This window comes from Peribacillus sp. TH27 (genome assembly GCF_016650915.1).
GTDB lineage: Bacteria > Bacillota > Bacilli > Bacillales > DSM-1321 > Peribacillus > Peribacillus butanolivorans.
In genome coordinates, this window is sequence record NZ_JAEKEV010000002.1 from 5,231,050 (window position 1) to 5,251,390 (window position 20,341).

Genomic DNA, 20,341 nt, shown 5'->3' on the forward strand with positions numbered 1-20,341 from the left:
TATCAGGAGGGATTTTCAATATGAGTACGAAAGAAAATGTACAGTTTAGCCCAACACTACCTTATTCACGGTATGTCGATCCAGAGGTATTTAATGAAGAAAGAAATAAGATTTTTAGAAAAAGTTGGATATTGGTGGGGCATGCCAGCCAAGTCGAAAAAGTAGGCGATTTCTTGACATTAGATGTCGCTGGGGAGCCTATTATCGTTTCTCACGGTACTGATGGTGAACTGCGTGCTTTTTACAATATTTGTCCGCATCGCGGAATGAAAGTAGAACAATCTGATAAAGGAAATAAAAAAGTTTTACAATGTGGATACCATGGATGGACATTTAAATTAGATGGAAATGTTAATAGAGCTCCTAATTTTAAAACGAATGAACTGGGAGCACACAGCTGTATGAAATCCATTCGCTTAGAAGTTCAGAATGCTATGATTTTTGTCAATCTAGACAAAAATGCTCCTTCTCTGGCAGAAGCATATCAGGAATTTTTAGAGGAAATGAAAGAGTATCCCTTCTTTGATTCTCTAAAACTAGTTAGGGAAACTCGTCGAGTAGTTAAAGCTAATTGGAAAGCTGTTGTTGACAACTACCTTGAATGTGATCATTGTTCCATTGCTCATCCTGGCTTTGCAAAATCTTTTGATATATCGAACTTTTGCACAACGACACACGACAAATTTACCTATCAATATATGTCAGCAAGTAAGAATGCTGAAGGTGACCAAGCACGTTTTTATTGGATTTGGCCCAATATGATGATTAACGTTTATCCAGGAGACGGGAATGTGAATACCATTCAAGTAATTCCTGTTGATGCAGAGACGTCGCTAGGTATTTATCGTGATTACTCCCTCAATGAAAAAACAACAATAGAAAAAGAAGACTATTTTAAATTTGTTGATCAAGTACGGCAGGAAGATTTTGAACTGGTGGAAAAATTGCAAAAAGGATTAAATTCCCAGGCGTTTACAAATGGTATCTTTTCTCCAACAGAACATGCAGCAGTCTATTTTCATGAACTAATTGATAAGGCCCTCCATGACTAATTACTTTTCTGCTAATAGAAATACACAGCATTAAAAAGAAACGAGAATACAAAGAATTTGTGAATGCCAAGAAATTTTATTCAACCTTTTTTGGAATAGATCTATCGTAAAGTGGTCTTACCTTGTTAAGTAGACAGTTTAAAAGCCTAAGCAAACAACCAGTATGAATCGGTAGTCTACCGGAGCATACTGGTTGAGTTGTTTTTTTAACCTTATATTTTTTAAAAGCGCTAATCGTTTGTTGACTTATTTCAACGACCGATAAAGTTATAAAAATTTGCGAACTTCCATTTTATATTTATTCATTTTGGAAGGGTTGGTTCTTCCTTTGTTCCTCTTCTGCGAGAAACTCCAAAAAGACATTCATTGCAGATAGCGGCTGCTCATTTACCTTTTTATAGTAATTACTTTTCCTGGCATCGGTTAAATAGTTGCTTTCTTTCATTCTCTCCAGCATATATTTTTGGCTCATTTTCACTATTTCTTTTTGGTTGTGTTTGTTTTCCTTTAAAAGGGCAAATCCTATAGCACCCACTAATGCATATATTGCAAGGGCAATTTTAGAGATTGGATATGAGTCATTTTTAAATAGAAGAAAAAATAGATTTATGATGGAAAACCCTATCATCACGGTTGAAAAAAACCGTATTTCATATTTTTCTTCAATAATGGAGACAGTTTTGATTGAAGTTTTTCGATTTCGGCCTGCATGAAACGCGGTATATTATTTATCTTAATAATCATTGTGTCCTCCTTAATATGCATACTATGCGATTTGTATTGGTTACCTTTTGTTTAATTTCATGGTCTTTATCTTTACACCAACCTATTAAAGAAATCAGGAAAAGGAACCTAATTGTCTATATCTTATCGCTTAGTTCCTTATTTGTCATTTATTATACTTTAATAGTAAGTAATCAATATGGGTAATAAAGCAAAAAGAGATGATAGAAAGATATGATGTTCCTAAACTTTAAAAAAGAAGTCTTGTTATTATAAAAAAAATTTGTTAATATCATAAAATAACTTAATGACCGATTTGTTCAAACGGTCAGTTCGAGGTGATATATGTCAATTGACAGGAAAAAGTTAATATTAGAGGCTGCGACAAAGTCTTTTTCACTCTTTGGTTATAAAGCTACAACTATGGAACAAGTAGCGAAAATAGCAAATGTCGGCAAGGGGACCATCTATACTTTTTATGCCAATAAAGAGCAATTGTTTAAAGAAATTGTGTTACGAATGATTGAAGAAATGAAATATGAGGCTGAGCAGTCAATTAAACCAAACTTAACCTTTTATGAAAACCTGCATAGTGCACTATATCGAATCTTAGAATTCAGAAAGGAGCATCAATTATCACTGAAGCTATTTCAGGAAGAAAAAGAAATGGGAACGCCAGCAGTTTTACAAATGTTAAATGAATTAGAAATAGAAATCATTTCCTATATTAAGGGGAAAATTAAAATAGCTATCGAAAAGAAAGATATTTCTCCATGTAATCCTGAAATAACAGCTTTTATCATGTTGAAGATTTATTTAGCACTTATATTCGATTGGGAAAGAAATCATAAACCACTTGAAAAAGAAGAAATAGCAGAACTATTTCAGTTATATTTGTTTAACGGATTGGCTGTCACTCCTGATAGTCCTTATTATTTACAAAAAAATGACCAAATGAATTAATCGGTCAATTATTCTTAGGGGGAAATTCTTTGAAATCTAGTTTAATAAAACAGGAGTTACTTGGCCTGTTTAAAAATAAAAAACTGCTTATCCCAATTATCGCAATTCTATTTATTCCTATCTTGTATAGTGGTATGTTTTTATGGGCTTTTTGGGATCCGTATGATCGCCTAGAAGATTTACCAGTTGCCATTGTAAATAACGACACTGGTGCTAAGTTAGAGGGAGAAGAATTAAAACTCGGTGATGAATTTGTAGAAAAACTGAAGAAAAGTAAGGATTTTAATTTTCAGTTTGTTGATCGTAAAACGGGCTACAAAAACTTAGAGGATCAGAAATATTACTTACTAGTAGAAGTTCCAGAGAATTTTTCGAAAAACGCGACGACGTTAATGGATGATAAGCCGCAAAAACTTGAATTAAAGTATGTTCCAAATGAAAGCTTTAACTTCTTATCAGCTCAAATAGGAGAAACAGCTGTTCAAAAAATCCAAATGGCTCTAGCAGAAAAAGTAACTGAGACATATGCAGAAACGATGTTTGACATCATAACAGAAATGGGCGAAGGGTTTCAGTCAACGGATGAAGCAGCTGGGAAACTGAAAGATGGAATCCTGGACGTTGATAATGGTGTAAAAACTTTAGAAGAAAAATTAACATCATTAGCTGAGAAACAAGTTGAATTTACAGGTGGAACTAAGAAAGTTCAGGACGGTACCGTTGAGTTACAAAAAGGAGCACAATCACTTGCTGATGGTTTAGGGCAGTTATCTAACGCTCAAAATCAATTGATTGACGGAGCGAAAAAGGCAGAAGATGGGGCAGGAAGCCTTCAAGCAGGTATAGAAAAAGCTCATTCTGGCATTGGTACAGTTGAAGCGAAGATGAATGAGGTTGTTTCGGGTACTGAAAAAATCCATGATGGAAGTAAGCAGCTTACTGGTTACTTACAAAAGCTTGAAACAGGTGCAAATAGCGCAGCTAATGGGGCATCAGGATTGAAAGAAGGAGTTTCTACCCTTCAATCGCAATTAGAACCGTATATGGGAGCATTACCTGAAGAACAGCAAGCAGCTTTGAAGCAAGCATTTGCACAACTGTCAGAAGGTGCAACAAAGCTTGAAGCTGGGAATAAAGAGCTTGCAAGTTCTGCAGGTCAAATTGAAGCAGGTTCAGCTAGTCTTTCTGAAAATATTGCCACACTGAATAATGGGCAAAAAGCTCTTCAAACAGGTGTTTCTCAATTAAATGAAGGAGCAGTTCAATTAGCAACAGGGGCAGCTCAATTAAAAGAAGGTCAATCTCAATTAAGAGTAGGACTAGTAACTTTCGGTGAGAAATTATCAGAAGCAAAAACTGGTAGCCAAAACCTCGCTGCAGGTTCAACGACACTTGCAGATGGAGTCAATCAACTTACAGCAGGATCGGCAGCATTAGCTGATGGATCTAGTCAATTAGCTGATGGATCTAGTAAAATTGTAAGTGGAACAAGTAAGTTGGCAGAAGGGTCGACAGAGTTTAAGGATAAAATTAATAAAGCTGCAAAAGATTCTGCAGATATTAATGCTGGTGAAGAAACGTATAACATGGTTGCAGAACCTGTTAAGGTTGAAAAAGAGAGTATCAATAAAGTTCCAAATTACGGAACTGGTTTTGCCCCTTACTTCCTATCATTAGGTTTGTTCGTTGGTGCCCTATTACTTTCAATTGTCTTTCCATTAAGAGATCCGATTGGAATTCCGAAAAACGGGTTCACTTGGTTCTTAAGTAAATTTGGCATTATTGCTTCAGTAGGTATTATCCAAGCAATTATTGCCTCAGGATTAACTTTAGTACTGCTTGATATGGAAGTGAAAAGTGTACCGTTATTCGTAATATTCTCGATTATAACGAGTTTGGTATTCATTACATTGATTCAGTTGCTTGTAACAACAATGGGAGATCCAGGTCGTTTCATCGCGATAGTTATCTTGATCTTGCAGTTAACGACAAGTGCTGGAACATTCCCACTTGAATTGATACCAGAACCATTACAAATATTCAATAATTGGTTACCGATGACTTTCTCAGTAAGAGGATTTAAAGAAGTAATATCAAGTGGTAACTTTGGTTTAATGTGGCAAAACGTCTATGTTTTACTTGGCTTTACAATTGGTTTTATGATATTGACACTGCTTTACTTTGTCGTGAAGCATAAGAAAAGCTATTCAGGAGTAAGCGAAACTACTGAAAATTAAACACAAAAAAAGAACGATTCCTTTTAAAGGAATCGTTCTTTTTTGCTTGCAGTAGAAGAATAAAATCCATATTTAAATCTAGTACATAAATGAGATTCGTGCCCTCTAATCTCGATTAATTAGTAAATTTTCTTTTTATATATAGCTCCAAAGCTTTACCTATCTTTTACTCTGGTTTATTTCTGCATCCCAATTCCACCAGGGACAATACGCTAAAATGTAACGCAATCTAAAATAGTAGAAGGCGTTACATTTTTTTTCAATTGAATAGGAAAACTCTTTCGTCCATATACCTCACTTTTCTCGATTGCATCAGTAAATGGCTCCGGGAACGTGAGTGAAGTAAACTTTTTCACCAATTCCGTTAAGGCAATGTTAGCTTAAAAGGCGCAACGATACAGAAATGATTACCGTGTCCAAAAACAATATGAGGATTTAGATTACGGTGAATATCAAATTAATGAGCTCGTTCAAATACGTTTTCATCTTGATTAGCTGTTGCAAGTAGAGCTAATACAATTTGTTCTTTTTGTCAGAGTTTACCTCATATTAGAGTGGGCTAAAAACTAACATGATAAAAAATCTTCATCTTATTATTCTGATAGGCAACAAGTCTTTTTTTTATGGTAACATTGTCCTTATATGGTATGATAGATATGAGTGTGTTGGCTGTTGATAAACTTGGAAATAGGCTAATTATGTATTTTTCTGTATAAACTACGAGACTATTGTGGTGTTTTATTCATTTAAATCGAGTTTTCGTACGAATCAATATATAATTAGAAAGCGAGAAATTAGATTCAAAGATTAAGGAGGGACATAGAATGATGGAATGGGCGTTAGTCATTTTGTTTGGTGTAGCAGTTTTACTGTTCATTTTGTCGTTTATTAAAACGGATTCAATAAAAGTGGATAAACAATTAGAACAGTTTTCTAGTACTTTTGGAGATGAAGTAAATCAACTACAAGAAAAAATACGAAAAATCGAGATAGATGCTGAAATTACAGCACAAGAGACAGGCATTTTTGCAGGTTCTTCTGAACAGCGGCTCTTGTTACGTGAGGTTCTCGACTTACATAAGCGCGGGTATTCATTTGAAAGCATCGCATTGAAAACACAACAGTCAGAAAATGAGATAGAACGCTTGCTTACTCCTTACATAAAAACAAATAATGAAAGGAGTAATGTTGCCAATGACATCTAAATCAATGCGCAGCTTTGCAGGAGGTCTTATTGTTGCGGCGGGTTTGTGCGGTGCAGTATACTTCTTTGGTCCCAGTGAAGCGACCGGAACACAGACTTCAGAGAAGTTGTCAGAAGATGATATGAAAGATTTGCTATCTTCTGAAGGATATGTCATACATTCAGAAAAAGAGTGGGAAGATCAGATTGCTGAAACGAAATCCATTAAAGATAAAGCGAAAACAGAAACAACAGAAAAGGTCGTATACCGTACAGTTCTAAAAGTGTCTAAAGGTTCGACAAGTATTGACGTTGGTAAAACCCTTCAACGAGCAAAAGTCATTAAGAATGCAAAGGATTTTTCTGATGAAGTTGAAAAGAAAGGTAAGGCCAACGGATTACGTCCTGGAACATATGTGGTAGATAGTGAGATGACGACAGAAAAAATTATCTCTACCATTTTTAAATGAACAAATTTTAAATGCAATATTTTCACAAAAAACGACTATTTTATAAAGATAGTCGTTTCAGTTTGTAGACAAAAGGGGTTCGGAATGTTTTAATTCCGGACCCCTTTTGAAATTCCCTTTGAATTTTGCTCAAGATTAAGAGATTGGGCCTCTACGAGCCCACTTTATTAAGCCATTCTTGGACCTTGCCATGTCCAATTGGCTATCTTCTTTAAATTCATGGCAGCGAAAGTAAGCATCGCCTGCATCGACAATTTTTTAAGTCCCCTTAAAGTAGTCCAACGCATACCATGCTTTTCTTTTGCATCTGCGAATACACGCTCTATTGTTTCTTTACGTTTCGCATATATAGGTTTTACATCCTTGTGATGACGCAGATGATCTGCTTCTTCCATATAATTTTGCCAGATATGGCGTGTCACCACTTTTTGATGGTCTTTGCTTACTGTACACTGTGATAAAAATGAGCATGTCGCACAAGTGTGTTTGGGTGATTTGTACTCGCGATAGCCCTCTTTATTTGTTGTTGAGTACTTTAAAATCTCGCCCGATGGGCAGAGATAACAATCAAAATGTTCATCGTAAACATAGTCATGCTTGCGAAAGAACCCTTCTTTTGTTCGTGGACGTGTATAGGGTAAAGCTGGTGTGATTTCTTTCCCAAAAAGGTAGCTTGTAATGGCTGGTGTTTTGTAAGCTGCATCTGCGGCAACAGCTTCAGGTTTTCCAACTTTCTCAATCACTTGTTCAACAAGAGGCTCTAAGATATGACTATCATGCGTATTTCCCGGTGTTACAATCGTCCCCAGCACAAAACCGTTGCGGTCCGCAGCCGCATGAAATGAATAGGCAAACTGTTTTGTTCGTTCATCTTTTACATAGTAGCCACTCTCAGGGTCAGTTGTACTTTCTTTAATTTCTTTGGTTTCTTCTTTATCAAATTTATCCGGTGGAAAAGGCTTCTTTCCATTGTTTTCACGATCTTGATTTATTTCTTCTTGAAGGCGTCCTTGATATGCTCGTGTTTCCTTACGAACGATTTTCTTTTCGAATTTTCGCTTATTCGCACTGGCTTTCACATGTGTTGAATCAACGAATACGTGCTCTGCACTTATTAACTTTCTTTCTGAAGCTGTCATTAAGATACGATAAAAAATCCGTTCAAACAGGTCTGTATCTTTAAAGCGACGCTCATAATTTTTCCCGAACGTTGAGAAGTGAGGTACTTTATCATGGAAACCGTAACCTAAAAACCAACGGTAAGCCATATTCGTTTCAACTTCTTCAATCGTTTTACGCATCGAACGAATACCGAAGGTATATTGAATGAATGTCAATTTAACTAAAATAACTGGATCAATACTTGGGCGCCCTATCTCTGAATACATATCTTTCACCAAGTCATAAATGAAAGTGAAGTCAATGGCTCCCTCAATTTTACGAACCAAATGGTTCGCTGGCACCAGTTGATCCAAAGTAATCATTTCAAGTTGATCTCGCTGAATAGAATTATGTTTCGAAAGCATCGTCATCACCTCAAGTTTTAATACTTCTATATTAAAACAAAAAGGACTGTAGGCAAAAGTGGTTATATCTAATTGTTAAAACAAAGTTGATTGGAACGGAAGGTGCGAGACTCCTGCGGGAAATGCGTGTCCAAGGGAGACCCCACAGGCGCAAAGGCGCCGAGGAGGCTCCCTGACCGCCCGCAGAAAGCGAGTGCCTGGAGTGGAAATCAACGTCGAATTTTTACAACCCCTCAAAAAACTGTAGACAAACTCGATTTTCATCGAGTTTGTCTACAGTCTGAAACGACTATTTTATAAAGATAGTCGTTTTTTATATTCCACTATAATAATATCCAGGTAAATAATTGGAATCAATATTAGGTATTTCCACTTGAATGCGAAAAGGGAGGTTGCTGCAGCACCCTTTATCTAGGGGATCTAATGGGTCAGGATACTTGAAGAAGGTAATGCATATATTCTGAATGATTTAAATGTTTATTCTTTTTATTAAAGAGGCTTGATAAAATGAAGAAATACTTTAAACAATGAGAGGAGAAAAATATGCAGAGCGTAGTTGATAAAATAAATAATTGGATAATTAAGGTCCCGAATGAGTTCAGTGGGATGTCTGAATTAGAGGTGTCACAAAGACCTATGCCAGATAAATGGTCAAAAAAGAGATTTTGGGCCATTTATGTGATTCTGCTATTAATAATCTTGAAAGATTTATCAAAATTCAATATGAAGAACAACCATTTGCCCTTACCCCATATAATCAAGATCAGTGGGTGGATATACAGGATTATCAAGATATATCAATTGAAGAAATAATAAATCTATGGTGTGGCTTAAATAAAAAAATAATAAAAATTATTGCTAAGACGCCTTATGAAAAATTAGCGTATCAATGTGATATTGGTAATAATCAAATGAAGACTCTCGAGTGGCTTATTCAAGACTATCTTGAACATATGGAACACCATTTAAAAAATCAGGTTTTCAATTAAAGAACGATTCTTAATAATTCAACCTATATAGTTAACCCTCTTTGTAGGTGCAAGAGGGTTTTTTACGCAATAATTTGTTGTATTAAAGGGCGTGATAATTAAAGTACCGTTTTTTCTTATTCAAATAATGGAAGGATAATTGAATATAAAAGCATTAGGTGCTCCTTTAAAATAGGACATGTGTGACGACATTTCCTGCTCTAATATTCCCATTCTTCTTTCGATTCTAGAAAAGAATCGACTGATTCATCCAATAATCTTTCCCGATTTGGGTCTTCATTGACATCTGTATCCACTTCCATTGCTTGTTTAAGTATGTCGTATGTATCAATCTTTTTATTTAATCGATTAACTTGATTTTTATGTGGGACTGGATTAAGGCTATTATTTTCTTGATTTGGCATATATTCTCCTTTTTTAACAGGTATTTTATATTAGTATGAACAATTGATCCAAAATAAAATCCAATACTTTTTTAGATGGATTATATTTCATCTTCTTTCACGAACTAGTTCCTGAATCAATGAGAAAAGATTCATTAACAATCGGAGCTGTATATGTGGCAGCTTTTTCTTATTGTGCTAATTTGGCAGGTTAGCATTCCTATAGATCGTTATTTTTCGACTTTGAAAAAAATAGGGCTCCTTAGTAAGGTATGAGTATAATCTAACTCAAAACTAAGGAGGAATTCTATGTGATTTTCCTGTTTATGAAGATGGCGAATTCTATTTTGTAAAAAAATAAGTGAACGTGGAAGAGGTACCAGCATCCAATCAATATTCAAAGGAAATCCGCGACCTTTTACAAAAAAAAACACGGCAGGATGAAAGATTATAAGTTCATACCAAATATTCATCAAACGGGCAATAAAGCTCAATAAGACGTTTGTTAAAACTTTTTTTAAAGAATTGAATTTTTCATAAAGATATTACCTCCCTAATGAAGAGGTGTTTATAAAATGGGGAAGATGGAAATACCAACTGATGGAGAGGTTGCTATTGGCCCGCGTAAATCAAAATGGATTGAATGAAGGGTTCATTTTGTATACCGTTGTGGGAGGTACCTGTTATTTTACAGTATAAGGGAGGAAAAACATTGAAAATTTTTCGTTTATATGTAGTTGGATTCATTTTCGGAACGCTCTTTTTGGCTGGATGCAATAATACAGTCGAACCGGAAGAAACTGGGAGTACGCCAAAACAACAATTAGAGGAAGCAAATCCAGTTACTAATATGAAAGAAAATAATGGGACAAACAAGGCTATTAAAAATGGAGTCAATACTGTACTTAAATCGATAAGTACCTTGGATCAAGAAGTAAATGCGAGGGCTGACTCAGCTAAAATTCAGGAAATTGGCAAAGAAATTAGTTCTAGCTGGGATACGATTGAAAAGCAAGTAGAAGATCAGTACCCCGATTGGTATGAGAGAATTGAGAAAAACCTTTATCCTTTAATTGGTGAATCTGGAAACCCGGTTAAAAACGTAGAAAAAATCAAACAGTTCTCTAAAGCAACAAAAGCAGATTTGCAGTCCTTTATGGAAGACGTGAATAGGTAATTTCTAATATCAGGCTTATTTCCAAAGGAGAATTTATTTGCTATTTGGAAGTAAGTCCTTTTTTTATTGAAGGAATAAATATACGTAGTATATGAATAAGAAGGATGATCTTGTTCTCAATAGAAGTTCGGTATCCGGATAATGAGTTTTAAAGATTGTAGGTGAGGACTGGATTATTTTAATCATTACTTTCTTTTTCTCCATTATCTTAGCGGGAATCATCAGATCATCATCTGGTGTATTCATAGTTCCGTCCATTCTTTGACCTTTGCAAAAAGTATCATAATAAAACGGTTATTTTCGATGTTTACTTATGGAAATCTTAATGAAAATTCCCCTAAGATATATCATCGAAGGGGAATATGAAACATCACATCTAACTATTTTACATTTTTTATAGGATGCTTTCTTCTTAATTCAATGATTTAGAAGGAGGGAAGGTTATGTTTCCAAGAATGACATCATTTTTAGCACCGGTAGCCTTAGGAACGTTACTAGGGTTACCATGAAAAGTCTCATTTGCAAGGAGAGCAAATGCCACAGCTTCTTTTGCTTCAGAAGAGTATCCCAATTCTTCTTGAGTCAAGACTTGAATAGAATTTCCAAGTAATGACTGGATCATTTCCAATAACGTTTTATTGTAGCTGCCACCACCACCAATAATTACTTCTTCTATTTTGGTTATTGGAAAGATGTAAGCGCGATAGTTCTCCACAATAGATTTTGCTGTAAACATCGTTACAGTTGCTAAAATATCTTGGCTGGGAAGTGATTCAAACATTTTTAATAGCTTTACTACATATTGCCTACCAAACAATTCTCTACCTGTTGATTTTGGTGGAGGGCTCATAATATATGGGTGGCTGAAACAATATGATAAAAGCTCTTCATTAATTAGTCCTTGTTTAGCGATTTTACCACCTTCATCATATCTTAAATTAAAAAGTTGGCGGCATACTTCATCAATAATCATATTTCCAGGTCCTGTATCAAAAGCATACATGTCATTCAGAGAAGCTTGCTTGGGTAAAACAGTTACATTTCCAATGCCTCCTATATTTTGAAGCAATCTTCCCTTCGTTTCACTTCTATAAAGAATATATTCAGTAAAAGGAACGAGAGGAGCTCCTTGTCCTCCTGCAGCCATGTCCATCGTACGAAAATTAGATATTACAATTGTGTTTGTATCGTGGGCAATTACTGCAGGTTCCCCAATTTGTAAAGTTGAAGGTACCCAGTTTTGTTCTTGCAAAGGCTGATGGTAAATAGTTTGTCCGTGGGATCCTATAAGATCCAACTGTTCAATAGGGAGTCCAGCTTTCTCGCAAACTTCCTTTGTTGCATCTGAAAATAATTTTCCTAGCTTAAAATTCAAACTACAAATTAACTGCACATTTGATGTTTCTACAGACAAAGACTGCATAATTTCTTTTTCAATATCTTTTGGAAAAGGATATGTTATGAACTCAATCATTTCTATTTCAGTTTTTAGTCCAGTATTATTCACACGAACAAGTGCTGCATCAATTCCATCTAATGATGTTCCAGACATTAATCCTACTATGTACATTGTCATTCCACCTACTTTTAATTGTCTATTAAAATCCTAGTTAATCAATAATTTTCAAGAATAAAATTATACTAAAGTTGAGGCCCCTTCTAGCATGGTTTTAAATGTATAAATTTCGTCTTTTGTAATGTCCTCAAGGATTTATACTTATTCTAAAACGCTTACAAGATTTTTTTTCATTTATTTCACACTTAAAATATATTTTGATGATTATTTTATTCTTATTTTAATCTGTTTTGTTTGTTTGCTTTCATTGTGAGTACGGTCTAAGGCAGTCACAACATATGTGTAAGTCTTTCCTTTTTGTACAGTGTGATCAATAAATAATTGACTTTTCTTTTCTTTATGAACTGTAGCCAGTAAGTTCGTTGAATCTTCTATGTTTCCTTTTTTCTTCCCATCAAAACGATAAATTGCATAATATGATGCATCTGAATGCTTGTGATCTTGAATTTCAAATTGGATTCCAGCACCTGTTTGTTTTGACCTGCTAACATTTGGAGCCTTTGGAGCATTATTATCTATCCAAGGCATTGGTGGAACTAATGCGGGATATTTATAAATGTCGTTGCTTAAACGATCTGCTACTCCAAGGGGATTTTTACGTAAATCTTTTGCACTGAAATGCATGCTTCCATCAAATTCTTTATATGTTCGATTTAATTTTAACTGGTTTGGCATTTCTTCTGGATTAAACCAGTTTTGTACACCGTTAGACTCTGTATTTATTTTATAATCAGCTTGTCCAATATAGAGCTGAACATTTTTACCTTTGACTTCTTTTGTCCACCAATTAAGTAGCTTTGCATAGTCAGCTACTGGCAATCCAATATTCCAATATAATTGTGGGGCAATATAATCAATGTATCCATTATTAATCCATGTTCTTGTATCCGCATATAAATCATCGTAATTTGTTTGTCCAGCAGCAGTGTCAGATCCAGTGGGATCTACTGCTTTGTTACGCCAAACTCCAAATGGACTAATACCAAACTTCACATATGATTTTTCTGCTTTGATTTCTTCATTAATATGCTTAACAAGATTGTTTACATTATCCCTCCGCCAATCTTCTACATTTGTAAATTTACTTGCACCATATTTTTTGTATGAAGCTTGATCAGGGAAAGGGACACCCTCAATTTTATAAGGGTAGAAATAATCGTCCATGTGAACTGCATCTATATCATAATTCTCAACAACTTCCATAATACCGTCAATCACAAATTGCTGTACCTCAGGAATACCCGGGTTAAAGTACAATTGTTGTCCATATGGTATGACCCAATCTGGGTGCTCTCTAGCAGGATGAGATTCTGGTAGTTTATCAAGGTCTGAGAGTTCAGCCGTTTTTCCTAAAGGCATAGTAATACGATACGGGTTGAACCAGGCGTGAAATTCCATATTTCGTTTGTGGGCTTCTTCAATCATGAATGAAAGAGGATTGTATCCTGGATTTTTCCCCTGAACTCCTGTTAAATATTGTGACCAAAGACCATATTCAGAAGGATAAAAAGCATCAGCAGTGGGTTTGATTTGCATAACGACAGCGTTCATACCCATTGCTTTTTGTTCATCCAAATATTTTATAAATTCTTCTTTCTGAGTTGAAACTGATAAACCGGGCTTTGAGGGCCAGTCAATGTTTAACACACTTGCAATCCAAGTTGCGCGCAGTTCCTGTTTTATATAAGCCGTTTGTTGAGGGATAGACTCGGATTCTGCACTTACAATCAAATTAGATGGCAGGAGAAGCGATCCCCCCACAAAAGCAGCTATTGCCAATGAACCTAATTTTCTCTTTGAAATTCTTTCATTCATCAATAGTACAACCTCATTTCTTAATATTTATTTATATATGATCATTTGTAAGCGGTAACAAATGATGAATATACTTACTTGTCATCTAAATGAATAGAGGATAATTTCTAAACTATAAAAAGGTCATTTAAAAATACAAAGGTTTGATTAATGAAATAGCTAGTAGCTTTTAGGATAGAACAACATATTTAGTAGAATATTAAAAATTATTAATTTATATTATGTTTATTTTAAAATTAATTTTTAGAAAAGTATACACATTATTGAAATTAATTTTTAATAGTGTTATATTCTCTATAGATTAAGAAATTTCGAAACTTTCACTAATGATAAAAAAGGATGATATGTATGCTAGAGCATTTAACGACAGAGTGTCGTAATGAAAAGACTATGTGCTTAGATGAAATGAAAACGATTGAATTTTTAGAGGTGATGAACGATGAAGACATAAAAGTTGCTCATTGTGTAAAAAAAGAACTTCCGCAAATTTCAAAAGCTGTGGAGATGATCGTTGCAGCAATGAATAAGAACGGAAGATTAATCTACATGGGTGCTGGAACAAGTGGACGAATTGGTTTATTGGATGCCGTAGAATGCCCGCCAACATTTAATACTGCTCCTAGTGAAGTAGTAGGTCTGATTGCTGGAGGAGAAAGCGCATTCATTAAAGCAGTTGAAGGTGCTGAAGACAGTTTTGAATTAGGTCCTGAAGATTTAAAGAAGATTCAATTAACAAACAAAGACGTTGTAGTAGGCATTGCGGCTAGTGGACGCACTCCATATGTTATTGCCGGTTTGGAATATGCCAATCAAGTTGGAGCAGGAACAGTATCGATAAGCTGCAACAAAGGTTCAGAGATAGGGAAAATTGCCAATGTTGCTATTGAAGTTGTAAACGGGCCTGAAGTACTGACTGGTTCTACACGGTTAAAAGCTGGAACATCGCAAAAGTTAGTATGCAACATGCTTTCTACAGCTTCAATGGTGGGAGTTGGAAAAGTTTATGGGAATTTAATGGTAGATTTACAACTGACTAATGAAAAGCTAGTTGAACGTGCAAAACGTATTATTATGGACGCTACTGACTGCAGTTATGAAGTTGCAAATAAATTTTTAGAAAAGGCACATTCCCAGCCCAAAATTGCAATTGTCATGATTTTAACGAATGTTTCATATGAAGAAGCATCAAATCGTTTAAAAATGGCACAAGGATTCATAAGAAAAGCTATTTAAAGCTTTTTTATAAAAAAATAATAGGAGGAACAAAAAATGAGAGTATTATTCGTATGTTCAGGTGGAATGTCAAGTGCAATTGTTGTAAACGCTTTAAAAAAAGAAGGGGAAAAACAGGGTGTAAATATAGATGTATTAGCAGTTGGCACTCAAGAATTTGATTCAGAGGTTCGAAACGGTTGGGATGTTGCAATGGTAGCTCCTCAAGTCAAACATCGTTTTGATGGCTTTAAGGCTTCTGCGGATGAAGCTGGAGTCCCATGTCAAGTCATTCCAGCTCAAGCATACAGTCCACTTGGTGGCCCTACGCTATTAAAACTAATAACCGAACTAGTAAAAAAATAATCTAACAAGTATGTCTTAACTATTAAAAATTAAAAGGGGATAACACGAATGGACAAGTTTGTTGCTTTTTTAGAAAACAATCTTTCAACACCCATGGCTAAATTGTCTGAACAAAAACATTTACGCGCAATTCGTGATGGTGTGGTTTCTGCTTTACCATTCATCATCTTTGGGAGTTTATTCCTTATCATTGCATTTCCACCAGTTGCGAGCAGACACTGCATTAGGTGAATGGGCGGCAAAACATATAGCTGAAATTTTAATACCATATCGATTAACGATGTTTATTATGACGCTATATATTACTTTTGGTATAGGGTACAGTTTATCTCAAAGCTATAAATTGGATCCACTATCAGGAGGTTTACTATCATTAGCGGCCTTTTTGTTCACAATAGGTGTAAAAATGATGGATGGTGTAGGGTTTGTTTTGCCAATGACAAATCTCGGAGGCCATGGCCTTTTTGTAGGAATGCTTGTATCCATTTTTGCTGTTGAAACTTTACGTCTATGTAAGACCAAAAATATTACAATAAATATGCCGGATTCTGTTCCAACTTCAGTAGCCCGATCATTTGAAGCATTAATACCGGTTACAATTGTTCTGCTTGTTATGACCTTAATTACAGTCGTGTTTGCTGTTGATTTACATTCACTTGTTGATAAAGCGGTTGCACCACTTATTAGTGCAGGCGATACATTGCCAGGTGTATTAATCCCAGTGTTTTTGATTACATTCTTCTGGTCATTTGGTATTCATGGCGTATCAGTAGTAGGTGCCGTTGCTCGTCCAGTTTGGGAAGTTTACTTAGCTAATAACTCAGCAGCAGTCGCAGCTGGGACGGCAATTCCTCACGTAGCTCCTGAAACATTCTTCCAATGGTTTATTTGGATTGGTGGGTCTGGTGCAACCTTGGGGTTAGTAATTGCTATGCTCTTAACTGCAAAATCTACTTATAGTAAAGCCATGGGGAAAGCAACAATTGTTCCAAGCATTTTTAACATCAATGAACCAGTTATCTTTGGGATGCCAATTGTATTAAACCCAATATTGATTATTCCATTTATAATAACACCACTAATTGGTGCGACACTTGCATATATAGCAACGTCTATTGGGCTAGTAAACCCCACATATGTAATGGTTCCCTGGACATTACCAGCGCCAATAGGTGCCTATCTTTCAACAGGCGGTGATTGGAGAGCAATTATTCTCGTGCTGGTGAATTTAACAATCTCAGTTGTTATTTATCTGCCATTCTTTAAAATGTACGATAAAAAGCTTTTGGCACAGGAAAACATGGTAGAAACAACAGATAATAAAAATATCGCTTTATAAGGAATATCTGAAAGGGAGTTTGGGACTAAAAGCTCCAAACTCCTTTTAATATAATAGAGAGAGGGAGAATAAACATGAATTCAACAACCAGAATTCACTTTTTTAGTTACAAAAGTGCCTTTCTATTTTTTAGTTTTATTCTTGTTTTTAATTTTATCTTTAACACATTAATGAATGCCTTTGGGATAGATAAACAATTATCACTGTACTTAGGAAATACCTTTGCCATAAGCGCAGGATTGACGATTGTTATTATTTTGGTTGAAGGTAAGTTTAAAAACAAGAAACAAGCGACACTTTTGTTCTTGTCTTTATTAGCAGTAAGCGCACTGGTTTGTTATGCAATTATCTATGCGTAAATGAAAAATTGCAGGCTTTTTTTGTTAAATAAATGCTTACTATGAGGTGTTAGGAAAATGGAAATGAAAAAAGGATTAAAAATTGCCACAATTGGAGGCGGCTCTAGTTATACACCAGAATTAATAGAAGGTTTTATTAAACGTTTTGATGAGTTACCTATTAGAGAACTTTGGTTAGTGGATATTGAAGCAGGAAGAGAAAAACTTGAGATTGTAGGAACCTTAGCAAGGAGAATGGTAGAAAAAGCAGGAGTTCCAATGGAAATTCATCTAACATTAGACCGCCGTCAAGCATTGCATAATGCTGATTTTGTCACAACGCAAATGAGAGTTGGTTTACTTGATGCACGAGTCAAAGACGAGCGTATCCCATTAGAATTAGGATTAATTGGTCAAGAAACCAATGGTGCAGGTGGTTTGTTTAAGGCACTACGAACCATACCTGTTCTTCTAGAAATCGCAGAAGAAATGCAAGAGCTTTGCCCCAATGCATGGTTAATTAACTTCACAAACCCAGCTGGAATGGTAACGGAAGCTCTTCTCCGTTACAGCAAGCATAAAAAGGTAATTGGGGTATGCAATGTCCCATTTAATATGCATATGTCTATTTCTAAAATGTTGGGTGTTGAAATGGAGAGAGTACACATAGATTTCGCTGGGTTAAATCATATGGTATTCGGGATGCATGTGTTCGTTGATGATCAAGAAGTAACAGATAAAGTGCTTGAAATGCTGGGTAATCCAGAAATTCAGATGACGATGAAGAATATTGCTCCTCTGGCTTGGAACCGAAGATTTTTGAAATCATTAGGAGTTGTACCTTGTCCTTACCATCGCTATTATTACAAAACACAAACTATTTTAGATGATGAGTTAGAAGCATTCAAATCAGGAGAAACTCGAGCTGAAATTGTGAAAAAATTAGAAGTAGGTTTGTTTGACCTATACAAAGATGAAACTCTTGACATCAAGCCTCCACAATTAGAGCAACGCGGCGGTGCTTACTATAGCGATGCAGCGTGTAATGTAATTTCTTCTATTTATAATGATAAAAAAGACATTCAAGTTTTAAATGTACAAAACAAAGGATCGCTTACTGAAATTGATTATGATTCAGCAGTCGAAGTAAGCTGTATCGTCACCAAAAATGGACCAATTCCTATGACAATGGGTAAATTACCCGTACAAGTACATGGCTTAATTCAACAAATTAAATCATTTGAAAGAATAGGTGCAGAAGCAGACAGTTACAGGTTCTTATGATAAAGCATTATTAGCTTTAACTATTAACCCCCTTATTCCAAGTGATGATCTAGCTGAATTGGTTTTACAAAAACTGTTAAAAGCGCATGAAGAATACTTACCACAATTCTTCAATCAAAATGGTCTGCCTAACATTTAGTAAATTTTCTCCAGTAATTCAAACTGGAATACTATAATCCAATCTTTTTAATGAGAATATTACTTTCATAATATATTTAAATAGGAGTGTAATTATATGTCATCTGAAATTAACAATAACGAAATGGAAATTTTTGAAATAATATCACATAGTGGAAATGCGAGAGGATTAGCATTTGAAGCATTGGCAGAAGCGGAAGAATTTAATTTTGAAAAAGCTGTAGACCTAATTAAACAAGCTGAGGAAGAATTAAATTTGGCCCATAAGACACAAACCAAGTTAATTCAAGCTGAATTGAATGGAGTTCCCAGTGAAAAAACTTTATTAATGATTCATGCTCAGGATCACTTAATGACGGCAATGAGTGAACAAAAACTAATTGAACATATGATTCGTATTATAAAAAAACTAGCCCCACAACAGTAAAAAAATAGAGGTGATTAAACTATGGGGAAACTTGGTATTTCTATCTATCCAGAACATTCAACCGTTGATAAAGACATAGAATACATTGCGCTTGCACACAAATATGGATTCAGAAAAATTTTTACTTGCTTGCTTTCAGTTGAAGGCGATAAAGAGAAGATTTTAAAAGAATTTAAAGAAACGATTTTGTTTGCAAATCAATTGAATATGGAAGTGATGGTCGATATTGCTCCTCGAGTATTTGGGGCGCTAGGTATATCTTATAATGATTTATCATTCTTTGCAGAGTTAGGTGCGTATGGAATTAGGCTAGACATGGGTTTTACAGGAAATGAAGAGTCCATTATGACACATAATCCATATGATTTAAAAATTGAAATAAACATGAGCAATGCAACAAAATATTTAGAAAATATCATGGATTACAAACCTAAAAAAGAAAATTTAGTTGGATCACATAACTTCTATCCTCATCGCTATGCAGGATTGAGCTATCCACATTTTATAAAATGCTGTGAACAATTCAAAAAGCATAATATTCACACGGCAGCTTTCATTAGCTCACATGCAGCGACGTATGGACCTTGGCCTATAACTGAAGGATTATGTACATTAGAAATGCACCGGGAATTACCCATTACTACACAAGCGAAGCACTTATTTGCAACTGGATTAATTGATGATGTAATTATTGCAAATGCCTACGCATCTGAAGATGAATTAAAACATCTTAGTATGTTAAACAGTGGCTTGATAACATTTAATGTTAATCTTCACGACACTATAACAGATTTAGAGAAAAAAATAGTATTGGAAGAATTTCATTTTTACCGTGGAGACGTATCTGATTATCTTATTCGCTCCACACAATCACGCGTAAAATATAAGAATGAAGATTTTAAACCAACATTCACCCCTGATATTAGACGTGGTGATATTTTAATTGAAAATGAGCTCTATGGACAATATAAAGGTGAATTGCAGATTGCATTGAAAGAAATGAAGAACTCAGGGAAAACAAATGTAGTTGGCCGATTAGCAGAAGAGGAAATTTTTCTGCTAGATCATTTGGAACCATGGGGGAAATTCCAATTCAATATTAATTAGAATCTTCAAAGAAGATAAAGGGAAGGAACAGTGATA

General features: G+C 35.1%; 16 protein-coding genes and 3 pseudogenes. 14 read left to right on the plus strand and 5 right to left on the minus strand.

Annotation, left to right across the window (positions count from 1 at the left end):
- Window positions 1–20: 20 nt before the first annotated feature.
- Window positions 21–1,052: an aromatic ring-hydroxylating oxygenase subunit alpha gene (locus JFU24_RS26645; RefSeq protein WP_201185562.1), complete on the plus strand. Its 1,032-nt coding sequence runs from the start codon at window positions 21–23 to the stop codon at window positions 1,050–1,052.
- A 298-nt stretch (window positions 1,053–1,350) separates the two neighbouring features.
- On the opposite strand, the pseudogene JFU24_RS26650 reads toward JFU24_RS26645, so the two are convergent.
- Window positions 1,351–1,817, minus strand: a pseudogene (locus tag JFU24_RS26650) (DUF5392 family protein).
- A gap of 303 nt (window positions 1,818–2,120) precedes the next feature.
- On the opposite strand from JFU24_RS26650, the gene JFU24_RS26660 reads away from it, so the two are divergent.
- The 4 genes from JFU24_RS26660 (at window position 2,121) to JFU24_RS26675 (ending at window position 6,628) form a co-directional block, all read left to right on the plus strand.
- Window positions 2,121–2,738 carry a TetR/AcrR family transcriptional regulator gene (locus tag JFU24_RS26660; RefSeq protein ID WP_116820647.1) on the plus strand — a complete coding sequence of 206 codons (618 nt, stop codon included), beginning with the start codon at window positions 2,121–2,123 and terminating at the stop codon, window positions 2,736–2,738.
- A gap of 29 nt (window positions 2,739–2,767) precedes the next feature.
- On the plus strand, window positions 2,768–4,975 hold the full coding sequence (locus JFU24_RS26665) for a YhgE/Pip domain-containing protein (RefSeq protein WP_201250723.1): 2,208 nt from the start codon (window positions 2,768–2,770) through the stop codon (window positions 4,973–4,975).
- Between the two features lie 824 nt (window positions 4,976–5,799).
- Window positions 5,800–6,180: a hypothetical protein gene (locus JFU24_RS26670; RefSeq protein WP_242485398.1), complete on the plus strand. Its 381-nt coding sequence runs from the start codon at window positions 5,800–5,802 to the stop codon at window positions 6,178–6,180.
- Window positions 6,170–6,628, plus strand: a complete 459-nt coding sequence (locus JFU24_RS26675; RefSeq protein WP_056524882.1) for a hypothetical protein — start codon at window positions 6,170–6,172, stop codon at window positions 6,626–6,628. The genes JFU24_RS26670 and JFU24_RS26675 overlap by 11 nt, the downstream gene beginning before the upstream one ends.
- Before the next feature lie 167 nt (window positions 6,629–6,795).
- On the opposite strand, the gene JFU24_RS26680 is transcribed toward JFU24_RS26675, so the two are convergent.
- Window positions 6,796–8,154, minus strand: coding sequence for an IS1182 family transposase (locus tag JFU24_RS26680; protein ID WP_201180978.1), 1,359 nt, complete (start codon window positions 8,152–8,154; stop codon window positions 6,796–6,798).
- A gap of 647 nt (window positions 8,155–8,801) precedes the next feature.
- Here JFU24_RS26680 and JFU24_RS26685 point away from each other — a divergent pair.
- Window positions 8,802–9,143, plus strand: a complete 342-nt coding sequence (locus JFU24_RS26685) for a DinB family protein (RefSeq protein ID WP_242485399.1) — start codon at window positions 8,802–8,804, stop codon at window positions 9,141–9,143.
- 200 nt (window positions 9,144–9,343) lie between these two features.
- Here JFU24_RS26685 and JFU24_RS26690 read toward each other — a convergent pair whose 3' ends face one another.
- Window positions 9,344–9,547: a hypothetical protein gene (locus JFU24_RS26690; RefSeq protein WP_053346701.1), complete on the minus strand. Its 204-nt coding sequence runs from the start codon at window positions 9,545–9,547 to the stop codon at window positions 9,344–9,346.
- A gap of 691 nt (window positions 9,548–10,238) precedes the next feature.
- On the opposite strand from JFU24_RS26690, the gene JFU24_RS26695 reads away from it, so the two are divergent.
- The gene (locus tag JFU24_RS26695) at window positions 10,239–10,703 is read left to right on the plus strand and encodes a hypothetical protein (RefSeq protein WP_201185553.1); all 465 of its coding nucleotides are present in this window, start codon (window positions 10,239–10,241) and stop codon (window positions 10,701–10,703) included.
- Between the two features lie 412 nt (window positions 10,704–11,115).
- Here the strand turns inward: JFU24_RS26695 and anmK are convergent, their stop codons facing one another.
- On the minus strand, window positions 11,116–12,273 hold the full coding sequence (gene anmK, locus JFU24_RS26700) for an anhydro-N-acetylmuramic acid kinase AnmK (RefSeq protein ID WP_201185551.1): 1,158 nt from the start codon (window positions 12,271–12,273) through the stop codon (window positions 11,116–11,118).
- A gap of 210 nt (window positions 12,274–12,483) precedes the next feature.
- Window positions 12,484–14,094 carry a glycoside hydrolase family 10 protein gene (locus tag JFU24_RS26705; RefSeq protein ID WP_201185549.1) on the minus strand — a complete coding sequence of 537 codons (1,611 nt, stop codon included), beginning with the start codon at window positions 14,092–14,094 and terminating at the stop codon, window positions 12,484–12,486.
- A 348-nt stretch (window positions 14,095–14,442) separates the two neighbouring features.
- Between JFU24_RS26705 and murQ the strand changes: the two genes are divergently transcribed.
- The 7 genes and pseudogenes from murQ (at window position 14,443) to JFU24_RS26740 (ending at window position 20,305) form a co-directional block, all read left to right on the plus strand.
- Window positions 14,443–15,327: an N-acetylmuramic acid 6-phosphate etherase gene (murQ, locus tag JFU24_RS26710; RefSeq protein WP_201185547.1), complete on the plus strand. Its 885-nt coding sequence runs from the start codon at window positions 14,443–14,445 to the stop codon at window positions 15,325–15,327.
- A 36-nt stretch (window positions 15,328–15,363) separates the two neighbouring features.
- Window positions 15,364–15,672 (plus strand): PTS sugar transporter subunit IIB, encoded by a 309-nt coding sequence (locus tag JFU24_RS26715; RefSeq protein ID WP_056524858.1) that lies wholly within the window; start codon window positions 15,364–15,366, stop codon window positions 15,670–15,672.
- 48 nt (window positions 15,673–15,720) lie between these two features.
- Window positions 15,721–17,011 (plus strand): annotated as a pseudogene (locus JFU24_RS26720) (PTS sugar transporter subunit IIC).
- A gap of 74 nt (window positions 17,012–17,085) precedes the next feature.
- Window positions 17,086–17,370, plus strand: a complete 285-nt coding sequence (locus JFU24_RS26725) for a hypothetical protein (protein WP_056524851.1) — start codon at window positions 17,086–17,088, stop codon at window positions 17,368–17,370.
- Window positions 17,371–17,427: 57 nt separating this feature from the next.
- Window positions 17,428–18,772 (plus strand): annotated as a pseudogene (locus tag JFU24_RS26730) (6-phospho-beta-glucosidase).
- A gap of 96 nt (window positions 18,773–18,868) precedes the next feature.
- Window positions 18,869–19,198 (plus strand): PTS lactose/cellobiose transporter subunit IIA, encoded by a 330-nt coding sequence (locus JFU24_RS26735; protein ID WP_056524848.1) that lies wholly within the window; start codon window positions 18,869–18,871, stop codon window positions 19,196–19,198.
- Between the two features lie 21 nt (window positions 19,199–19,219).
- Window positions 19,220–20,305, plus strand: coding sequence for a DUF871 domain-containing protein (locus JFU24_RS26740; RefSeq protein ID WP_201250724.1), 1,086 nt, complete (start codon window positions 19,220–19,222; stop codon window positions 20,303–20,305).
- Window positions 20,306–20,341: the final 36 nt, after the last annotated feature.